21 protein-coding genes are annotated in these 26,027 nt (G+C 65.5%); 10 read left to right on the top strand and 11 right to left on the bottom strand.

What is annotated here, in order from left to right; genetic code table 11:
* Positions 1-109: 109 nt before the first annotated feature.
* The 4 genes from BXE_RS28810 to bluB all read left to right on the top strand — a co-directional run bounded on the left by BXE_RS28810 (position 110) and on the right by bluB (position 4,428).
* Positions 110-1,480 (top strand): SGNH/GDSL hydrolase family protein, encoded by a 1,371-nt coding sequence (locus BXE_RS28810; protein ID WP_011491649.1) that lies wholly within the window; start codon positions 110-112, stop codon positions 1,478-1,480.
* 385 nt (positions 1,481-1,865) lie between these two features.
* The gene (gene cobO / locus BXE_RS28805) at positions 1,866-2,471 is read left to right on the top strand and encodes a cob(I)yrinic acid a,c-diamide adenosyltransferase (protein WP_011491648.1); all 606 of its coding nucleotides are present in this window, start codon (positions 1,866-1,868) and stop codon (positions 2,469-2,471) included.
* Between the two features lie 3 nt (positions 2,472-2,474).
* The gene (locus BXE_RS28800; RefSeq protein WP_011491647.1) at positions 2,475-3,773 is read left to right on the top strand and encodes a cobyrinate a,c-diamide synthase; all 1,299 of its coding nucleotides are present in this window, start codon (positions 2,475-2,477) and stop codon (positions 3,771-3,773) included.
* Positions 3,757-4,428, top strand: a complete 672-nt coding sequence (gene bluB / locus BXE_RS28795) for a 5,6-dimethylbenzimidazole synthase (protein WP_011491646.1) — start codon at positions 3,757-3,759, stop codon at positions 4,426-4,428. The genes BXE_RS28800 and bluB overlap by 17 nt, the downstream gene beginning before the upstream one ends.
* A 10-nt stretch (positions 4,429-4,438) precedes the next feature.
* Here the strand turns inward: bluB and BXE_RS28790 are convergent, their stop codons facing one another.
* The 7 genes from BXE_RS28790 to BXE_RS28760 form a co-directional block, all read right to left on the bottom strand.
* On the bottom strand, positions 4,439-5,083 hold the full coding sequence (locus tag BXE_RS28790) for a DUF4136 domain-containing protein (RefSeq protein WP_011491645.1): 645 nt from the start codon (positions 5,081-5,083) through the stop codon (positions 4,439-4,441).
* Positions 5,080-7,566, bottom strand: coding sequence for a CHASE2 domain-containing protein (locus BXE_RS28785; RefSeq protein WP_011491644.1), 2,487 nt, complete (start codon positions 7,564-7,566; stop codon positions 5,080-5,082). Before BXE_RS28785 ends, BXE_RS28790 begins: the two co-directional genes overlap by 4 nt.
* Positions 7,567-7,632: 66 nt before the next feature.
* A complete protein-coding gene (locus BXE_RS28780; protein ID WP_011491643.1) occupies positions 7,633-9,087 on the bottom strand; it encodes a FecR domain-containing protein in 1,455 nt (484 codons plus the stop codon).
* Positions 9,084-9,821, bottom strand: coding sequence for a response regulator transcription factor (locus tag BXE_RS28775; RefSeq protein WP_011491642.1), 738 nt, complete (start codon positions 9,819-9,821; stop codon positions 9,084-9,086). The genes BXE_RS28780 and BXE_RS28775 overlap by 4 nt, the downstream gene beginning before the upstream one ends.
* Positions 9,822-10,779: 958 nt before the next feature.
* Entirely contained in the window at positions 10,780-11,568 is a 789-nt protein-coding gene (locus tag BXE_RS28770) for a peptidoglycan DD-metalloendopeptidase family protein (RefSeq protein WP_011491640.1), read from the bottom strand.
* Between the two features lie 347 nt (positions 11,569-11,915).
* The gene (locus BXE_RS28765; protein ID WP_011491639.1) at positions 11,916-15,368 is read right to left on the bottom strand and encodes a DEAD/DEAH box helicase; all 3,453 of its coding nucleotides are present in this window, start codon (positions 15,366-15,368) and stop codon (positions 11,916-11,918) included.
* A 126-nt stretch (positions 15,369-15,494) separates the two neighbouring features.
* Positions 15,495-16,277 (bottom strand): DeoR/GlpR family DNA-binding transcription regulator, encoded by a 783-nt coding sequence (locus BXE_RS28760; RefSeq protein ID WP_011491638.1) that lies wholly within the window; start codon positions 16,275-16,277, stop codon positions 15,495-15,497.
* Positions 16,278-16,559: 282 nt separating this feature from the next.
* Between BXE_RS28760 and BXE_RS28755 the strand changes: the two genes are divergently transcribed.
* On the top strand, positions 16,560-19,055 hold the full coding sequence (locus BXE_RS28755) for a GcvT family protein (protein WP_011491637.1): 2,496 nt from the start codon (positions 16,560-16,562) through the stop codon (positions 19,053-19,055).
* 59 nt (positions 19,056-19,114) lie between these two features.
* Here the strand turns inward: BXE_RS28755 and BXE_RS28750 are convergent, their stop codons facing one another.
* The 3 genes from BXE_RS28750 to BXE_RS28740 all read right to left on the bottom strand — a co-directional run bounded on the left by BXE_RS28750 (position 19,115) and on the right by BXE_RS28740 (position 21,132).
* The gene (locus tag BXE_RS28750) at positions 19,115-19,654 is read right to left on the bottom strand and encodes a cytochrome b (protein ID WP_011491636.1); all 540 of its coding nucleotides are present in this window, start codon (positions 19,652-19,654) and stop codon (positions 19,115-19,117) included.
* Positions 19,651-20,742 carry a catalase family peroxidase gene (locus tag BXE_RS28745; RefSeq protein WP_011491635.1) on the bottom strand — a complete coding sequence of 364 codons (1,092 nt, stop codon included), beginning with the start codon at positions 20,740-20,742 and terminating at the stop codon, positions 19,651-19,653. Before BXE_RS28745 ends, BXE_RS28750 begins: the two co-directional genes overlap by 4 nt.
* Positions 20,743-20,862: 120 nt before the next feature.
* Positions 20,863-21,132, bottom strand: coding sequence for a DUF4148 domain-containing protein (locus BXE_RS28740; RefSeq protein WP_011491634.1), 270 nt, complete (start codon positions 21,130-21,132; stop codon positions 20,863-20,865).
* 278 nt (positions 21,133-21,410) lie between these two features.
* Here BXE_RS28740 and BXE_RS28735 point away from each other — a divergent pair, with 278 nt between their 5' ends.
* The 3 genes from BXE_RS28735 (at position 21,411) to BXE_RS28725 (ending at position 23,636) form a co-directional block, all read left to right on the top strand.
* Entirely contained in the window at positions 21,411-22,133 is a 723-nt protein-coding gene (locus BXE_RS28735) for an anti-sigma factor family protein (protein WP_011491633.1), read from the top strand.
* A 160-nt stretch (positions 22,134-22,293) separates the two neighbouring features.
* The gene (locus BXE_RS28730) at positions 22,294-22,812 is read left to right on the top strand and encodes a sigma-70 family RNA polymerase sigma factor (RefSeq protein ID WP_007177038.1); all 519 of its coding nucleotides are present in this window, start codon (positions 22,294-22,296) and stop codon (positions 22,810-22,812) included.
* Positions 22,809-23,636, top strand: a complete 828-nt coding sequence (locus BXE_RS28725) for an anti-sigma factor family protein (RefSeq protein ID WP_011491632.1) — start codon at positions 22,809-22,811, stop codon at positions 23,634-23,636. The genes BXE_RS28730 and BXE_RS28725 overlap by 4 nt, the downstream gene beginning before the upstream one ends.
* A 19-nt stretch (positions 23,637-23,655) precedes the next feature.
* On the opposite strand, the gene BXE_RS28720 is transcribed toward BXE_RS28725, so the two are convergent.
* Entirely contained in the window at positions 23,656-24,600 is a 945-nt protein-coding gene (locus tag BXE_RS28720) for a helix-turn-helix domain-containing protein (RefSeq protein WP_011491631.1), read from the bottom strand.
* Positions 24,601-24,806: 206 nt separating this feature from the next.
* On the opposite strand from BXE_RS28720, the gene BXE_RS28715 reads away from it, so the two are divergent.
* Together BXE_RS28715 and BXE_RS47365 are read left to right on the top strand one after the other, a co-directional pair.
* Positions 24,807-25,706 (top strand): NAD(P)H-binding protein, encoded by a 900-nt coding sequence (locus tag BXE_RS28715; protein WP_011491630.1) that lies wholly within the window; start codon positions 24,807-24,809, stop codon positions 25,704-25,706.
* Between the two features lie 107 nt (positions 25,707-25,813).
* On the top strand, positions 25,814-25,957 hold the full coding sequence (locus BXE_RS47365; protein WP_233518964.1) for a hypothetical protein: 144 nt from the start codon (positions 25,814-25,816) through the stop codon (positions 25,955-25,957).
* Positions 25,958-26,027: the final 70 nt, after the last annotated feature.

Here is a 26,027-nt window from a genome sequence, read left to right as displayed (position 1 = left end):
GGTGTGAAGAACAGGAAGCGACAGCGCGAGTGCTCAGCCCTCCCGGCCCGGCCGTGAAAAAGCCGCGCACCGGCTTCGCGCAGCAAATGCGAACCTGACGAATCAATCTATGGCAATTACTGCGCGTATGAAGGCTCTGGCAGCCATTGGCATCCTTTGTCCTGGCCTCGCTATAACTTCAGATTGCCGGGCCGTTGACCCCGTTTTATCGCTTATCGAAAGTGACCAGCGCGCCCTGTTGGATCTACCCGCGGTTACACAGCGGATAGTCACCGGTTCGAGGATTGCCGGGGCGTCATCCGCTTTCAACGTAGTAGAAAAGCTGCAGAAACGGAATAGCAGTGTGTGCATTCTTTTCGACAGCGACTCGACCGGCGCCGGCTTCGGACGTTGGCCTCAAAAACTCGGGGTGTGGCTTTCCCGCCAGTATTCGCAATTCAAAGTCGCGTATCACGTCTGGGACGACGCCGACAAGGTATATCGCACGCAAGTCATTGCTCCGGGCGTGAACGGATATACGATAGACCTCTACAATGCCGGCGTTCCGGGAAGTCAACCACAAGATCTTTTTGGTCGCGACTTCGAGCGGGCCTACGGCCAATGCAATGCCGATCTGATCTTCATCAATCATGGGCACAACAACGACCAGCATGCGCCCATTGAAGTACATCGCGGCATGCTACTGGCTGTCGCGAACAGTCTCGCAATACGGCATCCGGCTGCGGGCATCGTCATCGTCGCACAACACCCCCTGCGTGACAGCGATGGCGGTACTGCAAGAAGCCTGGGTGCGATCAGCGCAGCGCTGGCGATGAACTATGGGCTAGTCGACGAATACGACCTGTTTGAAATGAACGGCAAGCCACCTGAGTGGTATCACGACAACGTGCACCAGAGCGAACAGGGCGAACTGCAAATTTTCAGTCTCGTTAAACAATTATTCGATGAGCCTCGCGAGCAGATGCTTGCACGCCGCCCAACGTTAGCCGAAAGATCGGACAACCTCCTGAAAAACGGCTCATTCACGGAAGGTCCGCGCGGTGCGGAGGGATGGGAGACTGAAAACGCCATTCTCAGTCGGGCGCCCCTGCCTGACGGGACCGGTGAGCCAGCACTCTCGATTATCTCGACCGGCGCAGGCGCCGGCGCGGCAATCTCGCAGCGCATCCCCGAATCACGCCTTCGTTATTTAAGAGGAAAGTGGATCACCCTGGCGGTGAGAGAATGGATAAGCCCCGATAACGACGACCAGAATGCAGGTGCAATTGCACTCGTAGGCAGAACCAGTACGCGCAGTTATGGAATACGCCGCGGGGGGCGCGGGGGCTATAGGTGGCTTGCGATCAGTCGATACATCAAACCCGACGCGCCGACATTGAAAGTTCAGATTTACTCGACGCTGGGCATCGAGCCAGGGGTTCAGGCGTTTGTCGACCGAGCGGTTCTGGTTCCGGGAGATCTCCCCTATGACATGCGCTGAGCTCGACCTACCCGAGGCTTAGGTCGATTGCCCGCGGGCGCGAATCATCGGCAACGCGTGCGGAACACGAAATCGACAACGCCACCAGCGCCGGCGAAATAGCGGAAAGCGGAGCAAGTGTGACGTCCACGCTTGACGCGGATTTGCACGGTGTACACTACCCCGCTTTTCGTGGTGCGCTGCGTGGCGGCCGCCATTTGGGCGCGCTCCCGGTGCTTGCCTTACAAACCTGAGCACTGAATTCAGCACCTCGCGGAAAAATGAGCACCCATATAATCGTGCATACATATAGTCACGTAATCACGACAGTGATTCACCCGGAGGCGCTTTATCAAAAAGGAAATCCGGCCGAAAACGCTAGTCAGTCAGACGGACCACTAGAGAAATGGTAAAAACCGATCCCGAATCGCACCAACGCATGACCGAGCGCCGCCGCGAGGGCCATGAGAAAAAACAGGCCAACGCCACGGTCGAAAAAGGTCTGCTGATCGTCAACACCGGTACGGGCAAGGGCAAAACCACCGCCGCGTTCGGCATGGCCGTGCGCGTGCTGGGCCACGGCATGCGGCTCGGCGTCGTGCAGTTCATCAAGGGCGCGCTGCACACGTCCGAGCGCGACTTTCTCGGTGCGATCGCCAACTGCGATTTCGTCACGATGGGCGACGGCTACACCTGGAACACGCAGAACCGCGACGCCGACATCGCGACCGCGCGCAAAGGCTGGAACGAAGCGCGCCGCATGATCGAAAGCGGCGAGTACCAGATGGTGATTCTCGACGAACTGAACACGGTGCTCAAGTACGAATACCTGCCGCTAGACGAGGTCCTGTCGGTGCTCACCACGCGCGCGCCGATGCTGCATGTGGTGGTGACCGGCCGTCACGCGCCGGACGCGCTGATCGAAGCCGCCGATCTCGTCACCGAAATGCGCATCGTCAAGCATCCGTACCGCGAGCAGGGCGTGAAAGCGCAGCGCGGCGTGGAGTTCTGACGCATGTCCGCCTGCCCCGCCCTGTTCATCAGCGCGCCTGCTTCGGGTCAAGGCAAGACCACGATCACGGCGGGTCTGGCGCGCTACCATCGGCGGTTGGGGCGACGAGTGCGCGTCTTCAAGACCGGACCGGACTTTCTCGATCCCATGATCCTGGCGCGCGCGAGCGGCGCGCCTGTCCTCTCGCTGGATCTGTGGATGGTGGGCGAAGCCGCCTGCCGCGCACTGCTCGCGCAAGCGGCGGCGCAAGCCGATCTGATCCTGATCGAAGGCGTAATGGGTCTGTTCGACGGTACGCCGAGCAGCGCCGATCTCGCGACCACGTTCGGCGTGCCGGTGCTCGCGGTGATTTCGGCGAAGGCAATGGCGCAGACCTTCGGCGCGGTCGCCTTCGGCCTCGCGCATTTCCGGCCGCGGGTGCCGTTTTACGGCGTGCTCGCCAATCGCGTCGGCTCCGCGCGGCACGCGCAGATGCTTGAAGAAGCGTTACCGCCAGGACTGCGCTGGTGCGGGCAGATTGCCGCCAGCGACGAAATCGCGTTGCCCGACCGTCACCTCGGCTTGCACCAGGCGGACGAGATCGACGATCTCGACGCGCGCCTCGATCACGCCGCCGACACGCTCGGCCACACCGCGCTCCGCGAACTGCCGCCGCCGGTCGAATTCAGCGCGCCCGCGCCGCAAGTCATGCCGCGCCTGCTTGAAGGCAAGACGATCGCGATCGCGCGCGACGCTGCGTTCTCGTTCATCTATCCGGCCAACGTCGCGCTGCTCGAAGCCTTGGGCGCGCGGATCGGCTACTTCTCGCCGCTCGCCGACGAAGCCCCGCCCGAACACGCCGACGCACTGTATCTGCCAGGCGGCTATCCGGAACTGCACGCCGCAGCGCTCGCGGCCAACGCCCGCAGCGCCGCCGGCATTCGTGCGCACGCGAACGCCCGCAAGCCGCTCGTCGCCGAATGCGGCGGCATGCTCTATCTGCTCGACCGGCTCACTGACACGCACGGCGTGAGCACGCCGATGCTCGGCCTGCTGCCCGGCCACGCGACCATGCAAACGCGCTTCACCGCGCTCGGCATGCAGCAGATCGACAGCCGGCACGGGCCGATGACCGGCCACACGTTTCACTACTCGAAGCTGAACACCCCGCTCACGCCGCTCCGTTCCGCCACCCGGCCGCACAGCGACGCACCCGGCGAGGCCGTCTACCGTGCCGGCCCGATCGTGGCGAGCTATATGCACGCTTACTGGCCCTCCAACCCGGCCTTCGCGGCCGCCCTGTTTCATGGCGAAGCCTTTTGACGAATCGGAGCGCGACGCCGTCTACCGCGCGATTTACGAACGCCGCGACATGCGTCATTTCGTGCGCGCTCCGGTCGATCCCGCCGTGCTGCAGCGCCTGCTCGGCGCGGCGCATCACGCGCCGAGCGTCGGCTTCATGCAGCCGTGGCGAATCGCGCGAATCACCGATCCGGCCTTGCGAACGGCCTTGCACGACACGGTGGAAACCGAACGCCTCGCCACCGCCGACGCGCTCGGCAAACGCCGCGAAGAGTTCATGAAGCTGAAAGTGGAAGGCATGCTGGACTGCGGCGAGCTGCTGGTCATGGCGCTGATGGACGGGCGCGAGCGCCACATCTTCGGCCGCCGGACCTTGCCGGAGATGGACCTCGCGTCGGTGGCGTGCGCGATCCAGAACATGTGGCTCGCGGCTCGCGCGGAAGGTCTGGGTATGGGCTGGGTATCGCTATTCGACGTCGACGCGGTGCGCCGCTTGCTGCGCATGCCCGACGGCGCGCGGCCCGTGGCGATTCTGTGTCTGGGCCACGTCGACCGGTTCTATAGCGAACCGATGCTGGAAACCGAGCGCTGGGCGAGCCGTTTGCCGCTCGCCGACTGCGTATTCGAAAACCGCTGGCCGGAACCGGACGACGAGCCGCGCAACGAAGCCGGATAATTCGCCTGCATCAAGGCTGAAGCGGCTTCACCGACACGACCTTCGGCACGCCACTCGTCTCGTCGGTGCGCAGTTTCACGCGCCAGTCGGGCGGTGCGTCGAAGGGAAACCTGGCCAGCGCGCTTTTGACGAGCGCCGGCATCGCATGTTGGGGATCCGCGTCGCGGTCGCTGCTCGACGCACTGACTTTATAAATCTCCCGCCCGCTCGCGCGCTCGAAAAACCGCAACGTGAGCGCATGCCGGTAGGCCGGGCCGCCGAACAGCGAGAACGGCGCGTCGGGCGCGCGCTCGCAGTCGCTCGCCGTGCAGCCTTTTTCGCCGACGCCGATCGTCGCCGGGCGCGTGTCGTAAGCAATCGAGAGCAGATAACGCGCGGACTGCCCCGTCGTTGCGACAAAGCCCTGCTTTGCAAGCTCATCCGCCAGCAGGCTTTCGAATCGCGGATGATCCGCGCTGGCCTCTTGCGACGGCATGCGCGTGATCGCATAGGTGCGTTCGCCTTGCAGCGCGGCGGCGGCATGGGTGGCGCCGGCGCTATGCACGTCGGCGCTCAGGCCCGCGCAACCGGTGAGACTCGCCGCGGCCAGCGCGGCACAGATCAGGATCGCTTTCACCATCTTCTCGCTTCGATAAGGGATGTGTTCATGCGTCATGTCCGCCCGGTGACGGAAGCGCCCGATTGCGCGTCTTCGAGCACCGGCAGGCGGATCGTAAACACCGTGCCCCGGCCGGGTTCGCTGGCCACCTCGACATCGCCGCCGTGGCGCGTGACGACCGTCTTGACGAAGGCCATGCCGAGCCCCGCGCCGCCCACTTCCGGCCGCTCGGTTTCGTGAAAACGCCGGAAGCGCTCGAACAGGCCCGCCTGCTGATCCTTCGGAATGCCGTAGCCCTGATCGCGAATCGTGCACGACACACGCCGCGCCGCGCCCGGCACGGCTTTCGGCGTCAGGCTCGCAAGGCTGCAGACGATCCGCGTATCCGGCGGACTGTACTTCACCGCGTTGTTCAGGATGTTGACGAGCGCGCGTGTCATCAGCGAACGGTCGGCGCAGATCCAGTGGCCGTCGTCGGCAGCGTCGGCGGGTGCGGTCTGCGTGTGCAGCGTGATGCGCTTGGCGTGCGCCTGCGGCCAGACTTCGTCGCTGGCGTCGATCAGCAATTCGGTCAGGCTCACCGGTTCCAGCACATACGTTTGCGATTCGGCGCGCGCCAGTTGCACGAAGTCGTCGGCCAGCGTGAGCGCGCGCTGCGCGTAGCGTTCGATGCGCTCCAGCAACGCGCGCGCGAGCACCGGCTCGCCGCGGGCGCGCTCGATCTCCACCAGCGCCAGAATCGACGCCTGCGGCGAGCGCATGTCGTGCGACAGGAGCCGCAGCGCATCTTCCCGCTGACGCTCGGCCGCATGCAGGGCCGACACGTCGACGAGGCCCGCGATCCAGCCGGTGGTCTCGCCCTGCTCATTGGTGCAGTTCGCGTAGCGCAGCAAGTGGTCGCGCTCGCGGGCGTCGCGCACTTCGACGCCGTGCGCCATCAACGCGGCGAATTCGTGGCGCGCCGGATCGAGCGGCGCCGGCCAGTGCGCGCGGGCGAGCAGATTGTTTTCCGCGTCCGGGGCCGCGTCGCTGTCGATCGTCTTCACCAGCGTCAGGCCGCCCAGCACGGCCTGCATCGGGCGGCCTTCGAGCGGCGCGCCGAGGTGCGCGAAATGGGCCTTGGCGGCGTGATTCGCGATCAGCACGACGCCGCGCACGTCGCTCACGAGGATCGGCTCGGGCATGCTGTCCAGGCTGTCCCACACGAAACGCTTCATGTCCTGCACGCGCTGCGCGGCCTGCGCCATCAGCGCCATGTGCTGCTCCAGCACATCGCCGCCGAACTCGCGGCGGCGCTGCGGCGTTTCCGGCAGCAGATGGGGTTCGTCCGCGAGACGTTGCAGTTCTTCGCGCAGATACGCCATCGTCATTTCCAGGCGGCGCCAGTTCCAGATCGGATAGACCGCCACCACGCCGACGATCGCCGGCACCGGCGACATCCAGAGCCGCGCACCGTAGAGCAAGGCGGCGCTGACGGACGCCGCGAGCAGGCACAGCGCGCCGGTCAGCAGCAGCGAACGGCGCGGCGACAACACCAGGAATCCGGCCAGCAGCGCGGCAAGCGGCACCAGCGACACCGCGAACAATGCCCACCGCGCGGCCGGTTCGATCTCGCGGCCGGTAAGCAGCGTATCGAGCACGTTGGCGTGGATATACACGCCGGGCAGCGGCCCGAGTTCGCCGGACACCGGCGTCGCAAAGCGGTCGTACAAACCGGACGCGGTCACGCCGATCAGCACGATGCGGCCGCGCAACTGGTCCGGCGTCACCTCGCCAGCGAGCACGCTGGCGAAGCTCAGCTTGGGGTAGCTCTGCGCGTTCCGGCCGAACGGGATCAGGAAGCGGCCTTCTCCGCCGTCGTCGGGCGCTGCAACGGCCTCGGTCGAAGCATGGCCGGGCTGCCCGCCATTCAGATGCAGCGCGCCATGCTCGAACGCCTGGGCGACCGGCACCATCAATTGCGGCCAGCGTGAACCGGCGTCGCCCTCGTATTGCGCGACGCTGCGCACAATGCCGTCGCTGTCGACTTCGAGATTGATATGGCCCAGCCCCGCCGCCGCTCGCGCGAGCGGCGCCACCGGCTCGACCACGGCGCGGCTCCCGCCGCTGTCCGGCGCGGTGAGCAGCACCGGCAGGTAGGTCGGACTCAGCGCGATAGCGCGGGCCAGCTCGGCGTCCTGCGGATTGGCTTCGGTGAACAGCACGTCGTAGATCACCGCGGCGGGCTTCGCCTTTGCGATCTGTTCGAGCAGCTTCGCATGGACACTGCGCGGCCACGGCCAGCGGCCAAGTTGCGCGATGCTCGCGTTGTCGATTTCGAGCACGACGATATCGCGCAGCAACGGCTGTGCGTGCAGGCTCAGAAAGCGGTCATAGACCAGATGATCGACGCTCGCGCTCAGGCGGCCGAGCGAACAGAGCAGAATCACCACGATGCCCAGACAGCCGATGCCCAGCCATTCGATCAGGAAGCGGCGGCCGGCGCGCCGTCCGAGACGGGCGCGCGGATCGAGGCTCAGGCGCGTAGATGAAGTCGGCAAGGCTTTGCTTGGTTCGGGGCCAGGAAGCGGGCTGATGAATCGCTCAGCCCCGTGAATCTACCAGCGTCAGCGCGCCAGCGTAAACGAACGCACCGTGCTGCTCTTCTCGTACAAGCGGCCGTTCTCGAACTGCTCGGCGACGATCGTCCAGTAGTAGACGCCGGCCGGCAGATCGCTCACGACCAGTTGGCCGCCCGAAAGATCGGTGCGGTCCACGAGCGGATGGCGCAAATCGTCGGTCGTCGCCAGCACGAAACGGAAGCGTGTCTCGACCGTGGCGCGGCTGACGAACCAGCGGAACTCATAGTCGCGGCTGCCGGCGCGCTGGCTGGCCGACGCGGCCAGCCCGAACTGGCGGCGTTCGAACGCATACACCTGCGGCAATCCTTCGAGCCCGTTGCCGTCGATCGCGGCGATCCGCACGAAATAGGTGCCGTCGGCCAGGTCGCCGAAATCGGCATGCGGCGCGCTCACGCGCAGATCGCGGATCAGGTCGAGCTGGTCGGCGTCGCGCGCGATCTGCACGCGGTAGGCCACGGCGTGTCCGGACGGAACGAGCCCGAACGCGACCGTCTTGCCGTCCTGCACCCTGGCCGGCTGCGTCAGCGAGGGCGCGGGCAGCAACTCGACCGGGCCGCCAATCGCTCCGCCCGCCCGCGTCACGCTGCCGAAGCGCGCCGGCACGAGCTGAGCGGAGGCCTGTAGCGGCGCGCCGGGCGGCGGCGCGGACGCGTGCCCGGCGCGCGCGGCCGGGTCGACGCCGACCGCGCCGTCCAGCACTTCTATTGCGGTGGTTCGCGCGTTGTCGTCGTAGGCGACCTTGAAGCGCGTTCCGCGCACGCCCGCCACAACCGACGGCGAGCGGATCTGGAAGCGGTCGTCCTTTTTCGTGGCATGCGTGACCTGGCTCTCGACTTCGCCGCCGCGCAGTTCGAGCAGGCGATCGCCGGCGCCAGTCAGCGTGGTACGCCGCAGCGTGCCGATGTCGAGCAGGCCGTTCTGCGCCACTGTGACGTGCGAGCCGTCGGGCAATTCCAGCGTCACAAAACCGTTTTCCCCGGTGCGGATGCGATCGCCCTCGCCGAGCGTCGTGCCTTGCGCGAGCGGCACGTAAGGGTTCGTGCCGAACGCGTGCTCGACCGGGCCGCTCGTCGCGATCACACGGGCCGATTCCTGTTCCTGTTTGAGCCTGTCGGCGGGCAGGCGCAGGACGATGCCAGCCGGCATGCGGCGTGGCGCGGGCACGTGATTCAGGCGGCTTAGCGCGGCCCAGTCGCCCGGGTCGCGCATGTAGTTGCCGGCGATGTCGTACAGCGTGTCGCCTTCGCGGGTCACGTACGAGACATAGACCGGCGCCGCGGCTTTGGTGCGCGCCTTGAGCGCGCGCGACGATTGCGCATGCGCGGACACCGGCGCAAAGCAGGCCATTGCGAGCAGGCCGGCGGCAGCAAGCAACACGCCGCCGCGGCGGCCCGGCGAACCCGCGCTGCCGCGCGGCGCCACACCGGCGGAAAACGTCACGCCTCCCCCGCTTCAGGGCGCTGGTCGAGCACGGCCGGCGGCGTGGCGGATTCGATCCGCTCCAGCCGGTAGCCATAGCCGTAAATTGGCGTCAGCCGGTAGCCGTGCTCCGGGCGCAGACCGAGCTTGCTGCGCAGCATCGACACGTGCGTGTCCATCGTGCGCGACGGAATGTCGGTCGCCTGTTTCCAGATCACATCGAGAATATGCGCGCGCGACAGCGGCCGGCTCAGATGCTGGAACAGCAACAGCGCGAGTTCGAATTCCTTCTGTGTGACGGCAACCGTCGTGCCGCGCACCACCACGTGCTTGGCGCCCAGGTCGAATTCGAATTCGCCGAAGACTTCCTTCACCGCGGCTGGCTTGAGGTGATAGGCGCGGCGCAGCAGCGAACCGACACGCGCCAGCAGGACCGCGCCGGAAACCGGCTTGACGACGTAGTCGTCCGCACCCGTGTTGAGAATCGACGTGATGTCGGTTTCACGGCCTCGGCTCGTCATGAACAGCACCGGCAGGCGCTCGGAAAGACTCTCCCGCACCCAGCGCAGCACCTCTTCACCCGACATGTCGGGCACGTTCCAGTCGAGCACCAGCAGATCGAAGGTCTGGCGGCGCAACTGCCTCACCAGTTCACGGCCCGCACCATATGCGTGACAGATATGGCCCGCAGCCGATAGCGTTTGGCAAACCAGATCGGCCTGAGCCGAATCGTCATCCAGGACAGCAATTCTCATAAAACCCCGCAACGCGACATCGTCGTTGGTAACTGATGGCCGGCTGGCCGGCAGACAACCGGGATGACGGCGCTCGCACCGACGATCCGGCTTCCCATTTCATCTTCGGCGGCACATTTTTCGACTAGTGGTCCTTTGCCTTGCGCCCTGCTCAGTTCCGCCCCGTCTCAAAATTAGCGCGCATTGTTGGCTTTATCGCGCCGGGTATCGAGGGGCAGGTCATCATAATCGAAAAAACGGCCGTTCTTTTCCCGGATGCGATCAGCCGGCTACCCGGTGCGGCTATGTGATTCTCCAGCCGTTTGCGGCATTTTCAGCCGGGCAGTTATCGGCCCGGCCGGTTATGTGCATCGACCGCAAGGGTCGTCGTTTTAGCGGCTGGTCTCGCTCGCGCGGTAATTGGCCCCGTTCGCCGTTGTCATTTTCAGGCTGTGTCCCGCATTCGGGAAACGGCGATTTGACAATTTGCGAGTCAGTATAGAAACAGTCTCAAAATAAATCGTTTAAAAATTGTTAAGTCAAAGGCACTAAGGGGTATGCAGCAGTACGGAACGGGCAAAAAAATGCGGCGCCTCCCCCGTCCGGAGGCCGGCGCCGCTCAAAACACTACACGCTCGCGGGGGTCTAGCCGCACGAGTGACATCAAATTAGCCGCTCCGAAATTCCAGCTCAAGACGAAAGAACTGCCTTTGTAACTGGAAGTCCGGTAGTTATTACGTCGGCGGTAACGCGTCATGGATAGAACCGTTGTGTCTTCTGGCGTCGAAAATGGTATGAATTGAAGCGGCACCAACGGGTGATTTACAGACGCAGAAGGTTTGTTACAGATCGATCGGCGCGCCGGAATATCGGAGCCACGTCTGATCAATCATGCGATGGCGGGATGTCGCGCTTCTTTTGCCCGTGCCTCATCGGCCGTTATGTGGGCGTGAACGGCGAGGCCCGCCAACGCGCTGCATCACTGGCGCTTGGGGAGGTACCTGAGCGGATCGACCGGTTTGCCGTCCACTCGCACTTCGAAGCGCAACGACGCCTCGCCTTTGTCGTCCGTGCCCATTTCAGCGATCGGATCGCCCGCCTTGACGGACGTGCCTTCCTTGACGAGCAGCGCGCGGTTGTTGCCGTATGCCGTCAACAGATGCGCGTCGTGCTTGATGATGACCAGCTTGCCGTACGCCGCGATCCGGCCGCCCGAGTACACGACTCGACCGCCCGCCGCCGCCCTCACGGTTTCGCCGGCGTGGCCGCCCATCACGATCCCCTTCGTGCTGCCCGACACGAATCGCTCGCTGACGGCACCGCCGGCCGGCCACGCCAGTCGCGCCTTTGCGGGCGGAGGGTCGTTCAGGCTATCGGCGAAGATCGCGCGCGCTTGCGCAAGCGAGTCCGATGGCGTGTTCGACGCCGATGAGCCGCCGTCGACGATTGGCGGTGCGACGCGCAGCACCTGGCCGATGTGCAGGCCGTCGTCAGCCGACAGGTGGTTCCACTGCGCAATCGCCGCAGGCTCGCGACCGAACGCCCTGGCAACACCGGTCTGCGTGTCGCCTGGATTGACGCGGTAGAAGCCGGCGGGCACCGTCGGTGCAGGTTCGGACGCGGATGTCGGCGTGCCGGCGACATTGGTCGAAGCAACCGGCGCCATGCCCGGCCTGAACTGCGCGCAGCCAGCCAGCGACCCGGCCAGCGACACCGCAAACAGCGCGGAAAAGCCCGACCTGAGGTGTCGGGACAAACAGGATTTCATCGAGAGGAGTTCGGTAAAGTGCGCGAGTAAATCGCGCGGGTGGCTTGGCGCGGTTGTCGCGACAGCCGCTAATCCGAAGCAGTGTCGAAACGGATTGCCATTGACGTGCGGCAATTCATCCGGCTGCGCGTGCGGCGGCAACGGCAACCATCTGCTTCTTCATGAGCGGCGTGTCCTTAACGTACTGCGTTGAATGACCGCTTCACGGTCGCGTGTTCAACGAGTGTCAGGAGAAAGCGTTGACGGCGCCGCCGGGAGCGCGGCGCGCGTTGACCATTTGTCACGCTTTTGGGCCATGCAGCGGCAAAACTGCGGATATTTGAACGACGCCGCGGCCATGCCGCGCATCATCTGCCGCTTTCAATTTCCGGCATGGGTGCGAACAGCGCGTCGAGATCGTCGTCCGAGAACTTGGCGGCGCCGGCGGCATCTTCGGAAAGAATGCTGTCGGCGAGTCCCGCCTTCTGCTCCTGCAATTCCACGATCTTTTCCTCGATGCTGCCCGCCGCGATCAGCTTGTACACGAACACGGGCTTGTCCTGTCCCAGCCGATGCGCGCGGTCCGTCGCCTGATTCTCGGCAGCCGGGTTCCACCACGGGTCGTAGTGGATCACCGTGTCGGCGGCGGTCAGGTTCAGGCCCACGCCGCCCGCCTTCAGGCTGATCAGGAAGAGCGGCACCTCGCCTTGCTGGAAACGCTCGACCGGCGTGACGCGATCCGCCGTGTCGCCGGTGAGAATGACATAGGGAATCGCGGCTTCTTCGAGCGCTTCGGCAATCAGCGACAACATGCCGGTGAACTGCGAGAACAACAGCACGCGGCGTCCTTCCTCGATCAGCTCCGGCAACATCGACAGAAGCAGGTCGAGCTTGGCTGAACGCATGGCGCGCGCGCCCTTCTCGACCCTGTCCGTCCTGTCGTGCGTCTCATGCGCATCGCCCGCCGCCTTGAGCATGCGGACCAAGCGCGGATCGCAGCACACCTGGCGCAGCTTCAGCAGAGCATCGAGCACGATGATATGGCTGCGCGCGAGCCCTTGCGCGCTGACCGCGGCGCGCACTTTCTCCTGCATCGCCGTGCGCACGGTTTCGTACAGATCGCGCTGCGCTCCTTCCAGGTCCACGGAGCACAGGATCGTCGTCTTGGCCGGCAACTCCCTGGCGACCTCGTCCTTGCGACGGCGCAGCATGAATGGCCGGATGCGGCGCGCCAGCAACGCGCGGCGCACGCCGTCGCCGTTCTTCTCGATCGGATTGCGCCAGCGTTTGGTGAAGTCTTTCTGGCTGCCGAGAAACCCCGGCAACAGAAAATCGAACTGCGACCACAGCTCGCCGAGATGATTCTCCAGCGGCGTGCCCGTCAGACACAGCCGATGCCGCGCGCGCAGCCCGCGTATCGCCTGGGCGGCTTTGGTGGTGGCGTTCTTTACGTACTGCGCCTCGTCGAGGATCAGCAGGTGATAGTCATGCTCGGCGAGCACTTTCTGATCGCGCCACAGCAGCGCGTACGTGGTCAGGATCAGCTCGTGTTGGCCGATCTGCTCGAAGCGCTCCTTGCGCTGCGGGCCGTTCAGCACCAGCACTCTCAGTTCGGGTGCGAAGCGGCGCGCTTCCTCGCGCCAGTTGTGCACGAGCGTGGTCGGCACGACGATCAGCGCGGGCCGGTCGAGACGCCCCGCTTCTTTCTCCGCGAGGATATGCGCGAGCGTCTGCACGGTCTTGCCCAGACCCATGTCGTCGGCGAGCACGCCAGCCAGATCCTGTTCGCGCAGAAACTGCATCCAGTTCAGGCCTTGCTGCTGATAGGTCCGCAATTCGGCCTTCAGGCCGCGCGGCACCGGCACCTCGCGCAGGCCCGGACCGGCTTGCAGACGCTGCGCCAGTTGGCGGATCGAATCTTCGCCGCGAAACTGCCAGCGGCCGGTGCCGTTCAGCGCTTCGAGCCGGCCCGCGTCGACGGATGCCACGCGCAGCGGCGCGCCCTCGGCAAGCGAGCCGCCGAGCGCGTCGAACAGATCGACGAGCACGCGCACCACCGGTTTCAGGCGGTCGGCGCGCAGGCGCAGGCGCTTGTTCTCCTCGGTCTTCAGCTCGATCGGCTCGTCGTCGCGGATGGATTCGAGCGCGCCGCTCAGCCAGCGCCGGTCGCGCCTGAACAGGTCGGCGAGCAGCGGTTCGAGCCGCACATTGCGCTCGCCGATGCGAATGCCCATCTCCAGATCGAACCAGCCGTCGCCGGCCTGATGCGCCGTGCCTTCGATCGCATCGATCTCGATCACGTTGTAGCGGAACTCGGGCGCCATCGTGACGCGCCAGCCTTTGCTCACGAGTTCGGGCACCGAGTCGTTGACGAACGCGGACCACGCCTCCGCATCGGGCAGGCCGAGCATGGTGTCGGGCAGCAGGCGCGATGCATGGACCCGGCTGGTCGGCACCTTCTGCAAACCGGTCTTGCGCAGTTCGAGCAGACGCTTTTTCTCGGCCTCGTAGCGGCGGCGGATATGAATGACGTCGCCGCCCGGCATCGGCACGAGCGTCACGCTGCTGTCCACGTTGATGCTCACGCCGTCGTAATCGAAACTGACGCCGGCCAGTTCGACCGCCGCGGCTTGCCGCAAACCCGCCTTGCTCGCCGCCGACGGCAACGCGTGACTGTTGAGCGTGAGCACCGGCACGGGATCGACGTCGATCACGCGAATCGCGGACGCGTCGTGCGTGGGCGGCAACGGCAACTCGGGCGCGATCTCGCGCAGCACGGAAGCAACCAGCGGCGCTTCGGCGAGCGAGATGGGCGGCATGGCGAGGTAATCGGGCAACTGCTGGAACGGCAGCGAAGACTGGACGATGCCCGCTTCATTCGCAATGCCGTCCACATACCAGACCGGCTCGGTCGGCAACACCATGCTGGCGCGCGGCTCGGTGCGCAGCACCGGCCGCAGGCGCTCGTCGGCGAGCGGCTCCCATTCGATCCGGCCAGCCCGGTCGGCGCCGCGGGAGAGCGGGATCGGCCCGTCGTGGCCGGAGCCAGGCGTGAAATCGACGAACAGCCGGCCCGTCGCGATGAGTTTCTGCAGCATCTCCGCGCCGCTCGTGCCACGCAGGATGAACTGCCCGAAGTCCTCGCGGGAGCGGCCGAGCCACAGACCGCGCAGGATCGAGAGGTCTTCGTCGGAGACGAATTTGGGCTGTTTGAGGAGTGCGGCTTCCACATTGCCCCAAGGCTCGGCCACGTCGACGATCGCGCCGTCCGGATTGCAGCGCGCGCGGTACAGCACGACCTCGTGGCGCATGTGGAATCTGGACCAGGTCAGCCGGTAGGCGAGCGTCTGGGTGCGTGGGGCGCTCGCCTTCTGGGCGTCGGCATCCGCAGCTTCGGCGCGGGCGCGAAAACGCTCGAGCCAGCTAACCAGTTCGGGCCGCACGCCAGCGGGCGACCCGGGGTTCGCCATCGGCTCGCGCGCCAGGCCGCGCGCGGTCTCGCCCTCGTCGTCCAGGCGGACGTGGGTGACGTGGTCCATTTCGTCGTGATAGTCGAGCTCGGCGAACAGCAGCGCGGCAACGTGCTTGCAGTTGCGGCCGACCGGACAGCTGCATTCGCCCTGCGCCCAAGGCGAACCGCCGTCGGTACGAAACCGCACGCGCGTCTTGTACGGAAGCGGCTGCGTGCCCTGCACCTCGCCGCTGAGCGTGGAGCCGTGCCATTGCACATGAGTGACGGGGCCGACCGAGCGCGCCTTGGCGACGGTGTGTTCGCCGAGCCACTCTGCAATGCGATCCCGATCGAAGAAAACTGACGACATCGGCGTCCATTCCTATTCAAGCCGGCAAAGGCAGGCGCGCGCGGACAGAATCAGCCCAGCGGCGCGCGGGTGGCGCCGGCCGGCGAGCTTGCGCGCGGCATCGATTGCCTGTGGTAACCGGCCATTTTACGCGTTGGACGAACCTTGCTGTGTGGCGACCTCCACGTCCAGCCCGGCCGCCGCGAACACCTGAGCCAGTGCGGGCGCGGGCGCTTCGTCCGTCACCAGCAGATTGACGGCGTGAGCGCCGAAAGCGTGCACCAGCGCGCTATGGCCGAATTTCGCGTGATCCGCCGCCACCACCCGTCGCTCGGCCTGAGCGAAGGCGGCCAGCGAAAACGCCACGTCGGCGGGCAGCGCGTCCATGAAACGCCCCTGCATATCGATCGCGGTGACCGAGACGATCGCGTAGCGCACGTGGAACTGGCGCAGGAAAGCCTGCGCGCTGTCTCCCACCGCGGCGCAGTCGTCGGGGCGCAACTCGCCGCCCGCGATGAACACGCGGTTGCCGTTGCGCGGCGCGAGCACGCGGGCGACTTCGATGGAATTGGTCACGACCGTGAGCCGCGAGCGGGCCGCAAGCGCCTGCGCAATGTGCAGGCAGGTGGTGCCGCCCTCGAGAATCAGCGAATCGCCGTCCCGCACCAGTTCGCCGATGCGCGCGCCGATCGCCCGCTTGCCCTCGGCGCTCACCGCCATGCGCCGCTGGAACGGCGGTTCGTCCAGACGCTCGGGCAGCATGATGCCGCCGTGGACCTTGATCAGCAGGCCGTCGGCGATCAATGGCTTGATATTGCGGCGGATGGTTTCGTCGGACACGTCGAAACGGCCGGCAAGATCGGTGATCGTGCAGGTGCGCTGCTCGCGGACGAGTCGGAGGATTTCGGCTTGGCGCTGGTTGGAGAACATGGGTATTGGGCGGTGGGTGTCTGCTGGAGTCTAGCAAAAGTCACGCTTTGGCGGGATTGATGGCCACGCATCTCCAAACAAAACCACACTCCAGCGACGGCTGGCCGCGCGCTTGGTGCGAGTTGCGGTGGCCGTGCGCCAACCTCGCCTCGCGTTGCCGATGGCGACTCGATAGCACGACCGGCGTACGAGACGGCAGGTTTCCAGCCGGCGCCGAATGTTCGTTGCATTTCGTGTCATTTTGCGGCAATCTATGCGCACTTCCTCAGCATACTCCCACACATGTCCACATCCATTCCTGCCCACGCTCGCGTCGTCATCATCGGCGGCGGGATCATCGGCTGTTCGGTCGCCTACCACCTGACCCGGTTGGGCTGGACCGATGTGGTATTGCTCGAACAGGGCCAGCTGTCGTGCGGCACGACGTGGCATGCAGCCGGACTCGTCGGCCAGTTGCGCGCGCAGGAGAGCATGACCCGGCTGATCCGCTACTCGACCGCGCTCTACGCCGAACTCGAAGCCGACACCGGCCTCGCCACCGGCTGGAAGCAATGCGGCTCGCTCTCGGTGGCTCGCACGGCCGAGCGGATGACGCAACTCAAACGTACCGCGGCCGTCGCGCGCGCCTATGGCGTGGCCTGCGAGGTGATCGGCCCGCAGGAAGCCGGCGACCTGTGGCCGGTCATGCGCACCGACGACCTGCTCGGCGCCGTCTGGCTGCCCGGCGACGGCAAGGCGAATCCGTCCGACCTGACCCAGGCCTTGGCCCGCGGCGCCCGGATGCGCGGCGCGCGCATCGTCGAAAACACCCGCGTCACGGCGGTTCACACGCGCACCGCGCAAGACGGCAAGGCAAGCGGCGCACGCGAAGTCAGCGGCCTCGCGTGGCGCAACAAGGACGGCGAAACCGGCACGATCGGCGCGGACATCGTCGTGAATTGCGCGGGGCAATGGGCCAAGGCGGTCGGCCGGCTGTGCGGCGTGACCGTGCCGCTGCATTCGGCCGAGCACTACTACATCGTCACGGAGCGCATTGCCGGCGTGCATCCGGACTTGCCGGTCATGCGCGATCCGGACGGCTTCATCTACTTCAAGGAGGAAGTGGGCGGCCTCGTGATGGGCGGCTTCGAGCCGGACGCGAAACCGTGGGGCATGAACGGCATTCCCGAGAATTTCGAATTCCAGCTGCTGCCGGACGATTGGGATCAGTTCGAAATCCTGATGAAAAACGCGCTGCAGCGCGTGCCCGCCCTCGAAACGGCCCAGGTGCGGCAGTTCTATAACGGCCCCGAATCGTTCACGCCGGACAACAACTTCATGCTGGGTGAAGCGCCGGAACTGCGGCGCTTTTTCGTCGGCGCGGGTTTCAATTCGATGGGAATCGCCTCGGCGGGCGGCGCGGGCATGGCGCTCGCGGAATGGATCGTGGCGGGCGAACCGACCATGGATTTGTGGCCCGTGGATATTCGCCGCTTCGCGCGCTTCAACGGCAACGACACGTGGCTTCACGATCGCGTGAAGGAAACGCTCGGCCTGCACTACGCGATGCCGTGGCCGAATCGCGAACTCGACAGCGCGCGGCCGTTTCGCCGCTCGCCGCTGTATTCGCTGCTGCGTGACGAGGGCGCGTGTTTCGGCAGCAAGATGGGCTGGGAACGGGCCAACTTTTTCGCGCCCTCACCCGCTGAAGCGAAAATCGACTACGCGTTCGGCCAGCAGAACTGGCTGCCCTGGAGCGGCGCCGAACACCGCGCGTGCCGCGAAGGCGTCGCGCTGTTCGACATGACGTCGTTCTCCAAATTTCTGGTCAAGGGCCGCGACGCGCAAAGCGTGCTGCAAGGCATCGTCGCCAACGACGTGGACGTGCCGGCCGGCACCACGGTCTACACCGGCATGCTCAACGAGCGCGGCGGCTACGAATCGGACTTCACGCTCACGCGCCTCACCGACGACCAATACCTGCTCGTCACCGGCAGCGCGCAAACCACGCGCGACTTCGACGCCATCGAGCGGGCGATTCCGCACGATAAACACTGCACACTCGTCGACGTCACCGGACAGTACGCGGTGCTCGCCGTGATGGGTCCGCGCTCGCGCGAGTTGCTGCAAAGCGTGTCCAAAGCTGACTGGAGCAATGAAGCATTCGCCTTCGGCCAAAGCCGCGAGGTGGACCTCGGCTACGCGACGGTGCGCGCCACGCGCCTCACCTATGTCGGCGAACTCGGCTGGGAGCTGTATGTGCCGGTCGAATTCGCCGTGGGCGTGTACGAAACGTTGCACGCGGCGGGCAAAGCGTTCGGTCTCGTCAACGCGGGTTACTACGCGATCGACTCGTTGCGCATCGAGAAAGGCTATCGCGCGTGGGGCCGTGAACTCACGCCGGACACCAATCCGTTCGAAGCGGGTCTCTCGTTCGCGTGCAAGCTCGACAAAGACATTGCGTTTCGCGGCCGCGACGCGCTGCTGAAACTGCGCGCCCAGCCGCTGCGCCGCCGCATGGTCGTGTTGACCGCCGACGGCGCCGCGCAACGCATGCTATGGGGCGGCGAAGCGATCCTGCGCGACGGCAAGCCGGTCGGCTTCGTCAGTTCGGCGGCATTCGGGCACACGCTCGGCTGTCCGGTCGCGATGGGCTATGTGAACAACCCCGACGGCGCAGCGGATGCCGCGTATCTGAACAGCGGCCGCTATGCAATCGACGTCGCCGGCGAACTACTGCCGGCCACCGTGCATCTGAAAGCGCCTTACGATCCGCGTTCAGAACGCGTGAAGAACTGAAGCATTAACAGCGCATTGACAACGCATCAGCAACGCATCAACAACGCATCAACAACGCACTAACGCTCGCCGCGCGCCATACTCGAAAACACACCGTCGTGGCGGATCAGCCCATGCAGCAACGCCGCCGCGAGATGCAGCAGCACCGTGGCGAACAACGCAAATGCGAGCCACGTGTGTAACGCGCGCAGCAACGCGAACAGCTCGACGTTATGCGGCGCGATCGGCGGCAGATGCAGCGGACCATATAGCGTGACCGGATAGCCCGCCGCCGACAGCATCGCCCAGCCAATCAACGGCATGGCCGCCATCAGCACATACAGCACGAGGTGCGAGGCCTTCGCCGCGAAGCGCTGCAGCGCAGGCATAGCGTCGGGCAATGGCGGGCTGCCGCGCGTGAGGCGCACGCCCACGCGCAGCACCACCAGCAGCAGCAACGCAATGCCGAGCGGCTTGTGGATTGCAATCAGCGTGTCGTGCGCGCGCGAGACGGTGGCGACCATGCCCACGCCGATGAACAGCATCGCGATGATCAACGGCGCCATCGTCCAGTGCAATAGCCGCGCGAGCGGGCTGAAATGGGTGCGCGTCGGCCTCATGAGTGCTCTCCGTTTGTCTGGGCTTGATGAACCGCCGGATGCAGCGCTTCCTCGCGAGTGCGGCGCTTGAACGACAGCGCATACGCGGCCGAGCGCGCGGCAAGCAAGGGGTCGTCCGACGGCTCGATGCCGGCCGGCAGGATCGTCGGATCGAAGTTGACGTCGCGGCATGCGCCGTTTTCCTGCGATGTCGTGTGATCGACCACCAGCGTGCCCGCGTCGATGTGCTGACGATCGTCGGGCCATTGCAACGTGGCGTCGTCGGTGGGGTCGCCGGGTTTGGCGACGGTCAGGATCAGATGCCAGCGCAAGGGGCCGTTTTCCAGGCGCTGATCGAGGTCGGCTTCGAGAAAATTCTTTTCGGCTTTTTCCGCGTCGGTGATCGGCGCATACGGCGTTTCGGGCACCATCGCCCAGCGCACGGCGCGCGTATTGCCGGCGCTGTCGGTGAAACGGAATGCGTTGATGCTGTAGTACGCGGCATTCGCCAGGCTCGACGAAGGCGGATGCGCCTTCACCCACGCCTGAAACGGCTGCGTCTCGGGATTGGCGGCGTAAAACGCCTTCAGTCTTGCGGGGTCCGGTTTGCCGGTCGCCGGATCGGGTTTCGCGGCGACCAGTTGCTGATAGAACTGCTCCGGCGTGTGCACGGCGAAAACCGGCGTCGAATTCATTCCCGTGCGCCACTGCTCGCCGTTCTGCAACAGGAACTGCAACGCGAGGCTGCGCACGGGCGAACTGGTGTCGGGCGCGGACGGGTTGCCGCCGGGCACCGCGAAGCGGCCCGTCACCGGCGTGCGGCCGGGCGCGAATACGGCGGCGCGGGACAGCACCGCGCCGTCGCCGTTGCTATCGAAATAACCCTCTATGCACAGACCTTTCGCATGATTGCGCCGGTAGCCGGGATGCGGCTGGCCGGCCACCGTTTCGAAGGTGTTGATGAGACGCGGCGCGGTGAGACGCGAAGGCGTCAGCCAGCCCGCCGTGTAGGCAAAGCCGCCGGCGAGAGCCAGCACGGCCGCGCCGATCACGGCCAGTCTGCAAGGCACGCAGACAGGCCCGGAGTTGGGAACGGATGGTTTTGCCACAGACACTCCTTTTGGATAGATGCGCTTACCGGGCTAACACGCGATACCGCGATCTATTCCAGTCGATGCCAATCGATATCCGGCGCGTCCGTTCCATTCGCGCGCCGGGTATCGACAGCTTCAATTCACGCTGCCCGTCTGCGCGCTTTGACTCGCGGCATGGGTGGCGGCCGCCGCTTGCGCGGCGAGCGCTTCCTTGTGTTGTGCGACCTGCTGCGCGAACACGGGGCTAACGTCGGGATACGATGTATCGGTGACGTAATTCAGGCCGTTCTGCTGTGCTTCGATCAATTCCTGGTACACCTCAGCACGTGTCTTGCCTTGCGCAAAAGCGCTCGACGAAGCGGCGAGAACGGCAACGGACAAGGCGGCAAAAGCGAGCTTCTTCATGATGGACTCCAATGAGTTTTGTGCGGGTTCGCATCAGGGAGAACCACGGGTTCGCGGCTTTTATTCCTGCATCGAAGCCTCGGCAAAAACATATCCTGAAGCGGGAATAAAGCGGCGCGCGATCGGGTTAGCACGTCACGCGGCGGCGCGCCGAACGTCGCCGGCGAACGCGGTCGCGGCCGCCCCGCGGCGTCGAAACTGGCGTGCGGACATATGGAATAAACTTGGCGGTGTGGGTGTTCGCCCTCTATAGCTGAACTCCAACGCACGCCGACACCATGACCACTGACGCCCCTTCCGGTTCGCCGCTTTCCGAAGCGGACATTCAGGCCTACGCCGACGGCACGCTGACGCCCGAGCGCGCCGCGTTTCTGCGGGACTATCTGGGCAAGGATCCAGCGGAGGCGCGCCGGGTGGCGTTTTACGGCAGGCTGAACACGCAGATCCAGCAGGCCTTTCAAACAACCGACGAACCCGTGGCGGGCCGCGCAACAGGATGGCGCCGTGCATTCAGGCGCATCAATGCGTCAAAACGCGCGCGCAGGATAGTCAACACGCTGGCGGCGCTCGCGCTGACGCTGGCGGTGGCGAGCGGCTGGCTCGCCGCCACCCAGGTGTCCGCTCAGGCGCTGAACAATGCCGCGGTCATGGCGCTGGCCGAAAGCGCCGCCGGGCAGTTTTCCGCCGCGTCGCCGACTCGCGCCGATCCGTCCGCGCCGAACCTCTCGGCGATCGGTTTGCGGCTCGTGGACCAAAGGGTGATCGCGCTGGGCCCGCTTCAGCGGGTCAGCGAATTCATCTATCTGAACGGCGACAATCAGCCGGTGGTGCTGCTCTCGGCATTGGCGCTGCTCGCGCCGGCGCAGCCACAATGGTCCGCGCGGCGTATCGGCGATATCCGGCTGTTGCTCTGGACCGCTCAGCGGCAGCGTTTCGTGGTCGCCGGCAATGCGCGCACCCACGGCCTGATGCGCGCCGCCGACGCGATGACCATGCGATAACCATGCGATAACCATGCGATAACCGCCGGCCGCAATCCGCGATCTCATGGAAAACAGGGGAATAAAGTGCACGCACGTGTGTTCGCACCTCGAATGCGTCTTTTCGCGCGACTGCAGGATGCCTCCCGGCCCGCGAAAAAACCCACGATTGGGATAGAAAATGGATGTCCGTGACGAGCTGATGGAGCATGTGCCGCGTTTGCGGCGCTATGCACGAGCGCTGATCAACAACCGCGACCTCGCCGACGATCTGGTGCAGGACACGCTGGAGCGCGCGCTCGGCCGCACCGGCATGTTCCAGCCGGGCACCGACCTGCGCGCGTGGCTGTTTACGATCATGCACAACGTGTTCGCCAACCAGGCACGCAAGGCTTCGGCGCGCGCCGTCCACGTGGCGGTGGACGACGAAAGCGTGTCGGAAAGCGAATTCGCCGTGCCCTCCGAGCAGACCCGCTCGCTGGAAATGCGCGACCTCGACTACGCGTTGCAGCGCCTGCCGATGGAGCAGCGCGAAGTCGTGCTGCTAGTGGGCCTCGAAGAAATGAGCTATGCCGACGTCGCGCTCGCGTTGAACATTCCGATCGGCACGGTGATGTCGCGGCTCTCGCGCGGACGCGAACGGTTACGGGCATTGATGGCGGGCGCGCAGCCCGGGGCGAAATTACAGGTGGTGCGATGAGCGACCAGACTATGCCGATCGGCGAAGAAGACCTGCACGCGTACGTGGACGGCACGCTGTCCGACGAACGCCGTGCCGACGTGGAGCGCGCGCTCGAACAGAACCCCGAGCTGGCCGCGCGTGTCAGCGATTATTTCTCCCTGAACAGCATGTTCCACGAGCGCTATGACCGCGTGCTGAACGAGCCGGTGCCGAAGCGCCTGCAGGCGCCCGCGCCGCGCCGCTGGAGGATCGCCGCCAACTGGCCGCAATTCGCCGGCATGGCGGCGGCGCTGGTGTTGGGCGTGGGCATCGGCGTGGGCACGCATATGGGGCAGGACGTCATCGCGCCAGTGGCCGGCGGTCACGCCGACACGCGCCCTGTCAGCGCGGACAGCTCGGAAATGTTCGCGCGGCAAGCGGCGGTGGCGCACGTGGTCTACATGCCCGCCGTCGACCGGCCGACCGAGATGAGCACCGACGCTCACGAACAGGATTTCGTGCAGTGGCTCGCCAACCGGCTCGGCACCAACGTGCATCCGCCGATTCTCTCGAAGAGCGGCTTCAATCTTTCGGGTGGGCGCCTGTTGCCCGGCGCCGATGGACCGACCGCGCAGTTCATGTATCGCGGGCCGAACGGCGAGCGCGTCACGCTGTGCATTTCGCGCCGCCAGCAGAATTCGAACACGACCGCGTTCAAGCTGTATCAGGACGGCCCGGTGAACGTGTTCTACTGGATCGACGGCGACTTCGGCTATGCGGTGTCAGGCGGAATCGACCGCAAGCAGTTGCTGCAACTGTCGCATGACGTCTATGCGCAGTTGACGGGCGCGGCGCCGGGCTGAACGCGGCGCTGCCGCGTTTTTATCGCGGCGTTGCAATGCGGCGGCCCTCTTGCGGATCGAACGCAATCAGGCTGCCCGCATTCGCGACTGACCTGAGCAGCTCGCGCGGCGTTACGCCCAGCAGCCGGCCCATCCAGTGCGCCATATGGCTCTGATGCGCGAAGCCGGTATCGAGCGCGATCTGACTCGCGTTGAGTTTGCCTTGCAGCAGCAGCGTTCGCGCGCGCTCCACGCGCCGCTGCACCACGTACCGATGCACCGGCATGCCGAGCGTCTCGCGAAACAGCACCTTGAAATGCGGCACGCTCAAGCCGGCGAGCGCGGCCAGTTCGCTCAGCGTGAGACGCTGGTCCAGATGCGCTTCGATAAATTCGATCACGCGTGCGGCCGTTCTCGGCGCGAGCGTGCGCCGCTGCCTGTTTCCTCCGGGCGCCGGCGCGGCGCCGATCAGTCGCACCACCATTGCCGTGCACAGGCTTTCGGCGTACAGCGGATCGGATGCCTCGTCGGCTTCCAGTTCGGCGCGTAAGGCCCAGGCGAGATACTGGAAGCGCGGATCGCGCAGCTGGAATTGCGGGCGCAGTTGCGCGTCGGCCGATTTCAACGATAGTTGCTCGACGGTGCGCCGCGCGAACGCTTCGCCGATCCACACGCTGAAAATCGTGCAGGCGGCTTCGTCGCTCCATTGCCCTTCGAGTCCCGCGGGAATCACGTCGGCGTCGCCATGCGCCTGGATTCGCGAGTGGCGGCGCTCGTTGCACATGCAGCGCGCCCTGACCGGCGCGCCGACATGCACGCCCACCCGGTGATATCTGAACGCGGGCATGCGGTGCAGGCCGGCCGAGACGTTGACCAGCTCCGCGCCGAAGTCCTGCCAGCCGAGCAGCCTGCTCGAGCGCAGCACGACGCGGGAACCGCTGTGCGGTTGCGGTTGCGTTATCGGTGTCGCTGTCACTGCATTCATCGCTTCCCTCGTGAATGACGGCTCATGTGTCTGCATTGTGCGGCGTTTTTTGCGGCTTCGCTCGACTCTACGTGATTCAACGTTCCTGCTGCCGCGCCGTGGATAAAACCGTCATCCGAATCTGCGCAAAGCCATCCTCGCCCGCGCGTTTCCCGAGCGCCGCGCTCCTAAGATGAAGCCAACACCGGGTCAACAGGGAGCGCAACGTGTTCGTGATTTTTGGAGCCGCCGGCAATGTCGGCACAGTGAGCGCGGCGGCATTGCGCCGTGCGGGCCGCAATGTGCGTGCGGTGATTCGCGACGAAGCGCAGGGCGAATTGCTCGCGAAGATCGGTTGCGAGATCGTGCTCGCCGATCTGCTGGACACCGCGACCGTGGCCCGCGCGATTAAAGGCGCGCACGCCGTGCAACTGCTGTGTCCGGTGCCGCATGCACACACCGATCCCGCGCGGGCGATGCGGCGCATGATCGACGCGAGCGTCGCGGCATTGCGTGCCGATCCGCCGCCACGTCTTCTCGCGCTTTCCGACTATGGCGCGCAACATCCGGCCGGCACGGGCATCACCACGCTGTTTCACGAGCTTGAAACGCAACTGCGAACCGTCGATTCGCAATTGACGTTTCTGCGCGCCGCCGAACACATGCACAACTGGGCTCGCGTACTGCCGGTCGCCCTCGCGAGAGGTGTGCTGCCGAGTCTGCATCATCCGCTGAGCAAGCGTTTTCCGAGCGTCGCCGCACAGGACGTGGGCACACTGGCCGCTGAACTGCTGCTCGACGATCGCGCGCAGCCGGTCTCGCCGCGGATCGTGAGCATAGAAAGCCATGAGCGTGTCAGCGCGTTGGACGTGGCGCGCACGATCGGCGAACTGGCGGGCCGCGCGGTGGCGGCGCGCGAAGTGCCGCGCGGCGAATGGGACGCAATGCTCCAGGGCGCGGGACTCGGTGAACGCCACGCGCGTCTGATTACCGATCTCTACGACGCGCACAACGCCGGTCGTATCGATGTCGAAGCGGATATCAGCGAGCGGCGCTTCGGCGCGACGACGCTCGCGGAAGTGTTGGCGGCGATTGTGCCGGGTGTGGCCGCGGCGACCGTTCGTTGAACGGCGCCCGGATCAGGAGAGAGAACATGCGCACCTGCCCGTGGTTATCCGCCTCTATGGAAGCGCGGAAGGTCACGACGCCCTGTCGTCGAACGCCCGCGACGTGCATGGGCACGAACGCGGACACCAGCGCCGACACGCACCGCCGGCCGGCGATTGCAGCAACGCTTGCTGGCTGGTTCGGCTGGCGCGCGCTGCGGGACCTGCTCAACGCGATTCCCGACAGCAACGACGACTTCGGCATGTTCTGATCCGCGGCGCTTCGACGCAACGAAGACCCACAGCAAAGTGGAAACGCAAAGCAAAGCGGCCGGGAATCCG

It is taken from the genome of Paraburkholderia xenovorans LB400, from assembly GCF_000013645.1.
In the GTDB taxonomy this organism is placed as follows: domain Bacteria; phylum Pseudomonadota; class Gammaproteobacteria; order Burkholderiales; family Burkholderiaceae; genus Paraburkholderia; species Paraburkholderia xenovorans.
Note: the sequence above shows the minus strand (reverse complement) of the source record. Positions and strands in the feature narration are given on the sequence as shown.

Coding starts and splice junctions, on each gene's coding strand:
- BXE_RS28810 (WP_011491649.1), top strand. CDS start 110: ATGGCAATTACTGCGCGTATGAAGGCTCTGGCAGCCATTGGCATCCTT.
- cobO (WP_011491648.1), top strand. CDS start 1,866: ATGGTAAAAACCGATCCCGAATCGCACCAACGCATGACCGAGCGCCGC.
- BXE_RS28800 (WP_011491647.1), top strand. CDS start 2,475: ATGTCCGCCTGCCCCGCCCTGTTCATCAGCGCGCCTGCTTCGGGTCAA.
- bluB (WP_011491646.1), top strand. CDS start 3,757: ATGGCGAAGCCTTTTGACGAATCGGAGCGCGACGCCGTCTACCGCGCG.
- BXE_RS28790 (WP_011491645.1), bottom strand. CDS start 5,083: ATGACGCATGAACACATCCCTTATCGAAGCGAGAAGATGGTGAAAGCG.
- BXE_RS28775 (WP_011491642.1), bottom strand. CDS start 9,821: ATGAGAATTGCTGTCCTGGATGACGATTCGGCTCAGGCCGATCTGGTT.
- BXE_RS28770 (WP_011491640.1), bottom strand. CDS start 11,568: ATGAAATCCTGTTTGTCCCGACACCTCAGGTCGGGCTTTTCCGCGCTG.
- BXE_RS28765 (WP_011491639.1), bottom strand. CDS start 15,368: ATGTCGTCAGTTTTCTTCGATCGGGATCGCATTGCAGAGTGGCTCGGC.
- BXE_RS28760 (WP_011491638.1), bottom strand. CDS start 16,277: ATGTTCTCCAACCAGCGCCAAGCCGAAATCCTCCGACTCGTCCGCGAG.
- BXE_RS28755 (WP_011491637.1), top strand. CDS start 16,560: ATGTCCACATCCATTCCTGCCCACGCTCGCGTCGTCATCATCGGCGGC.
- BXE_RS28750 (WP_011491636.1), bottom strand. CDS start 19,654: ATGAGGCCGACGCGCACCCATTTCAGCCCGCTCGCGCGGCTATTGCAC.
- BXE_RS28740 (WP_011491634.1), bottom strand. CDS start 21,132: ATGAAGAAGCTCGCTTTTGCCGCCTTGTCCGTTGCCGTTCTCGCCGCT.
- BXE_RS28735 (WP_011491633.1), top strand. CDS start 21,411: ATGACCACTGACGCCCCTTCCGGTTCGCCGCTTTCCGAAGCGGACATT.
- BXE_RS28730 (WP_007177038.1), top strand. CDS start 22,294: ATGGATGTCCGTGACGAGCTGATGGAGCATGTGCCGCGTTTGCGGCGC.
- BXE_RS28725 (WP_011491632.1), top strand. CDS start 22,809: ATGAGCGACCAGACTATGCCGATCGGCGAAGAAGACCTGCACGCGTAC.
- BXE_RS28720 (WP_011491631.1), bottom strand. CDS start 24,600: ATGAATGCAGTGACAGCGACACCGATAACGCAACCGCAACCGCACAGC.
- BXE_RS47365 (WP_233518964.1), top strand. CDS start 25,814: ATGGGCACGAACGCGGACACCAGCGCCGACACGCACCGCCGGCCGGCG.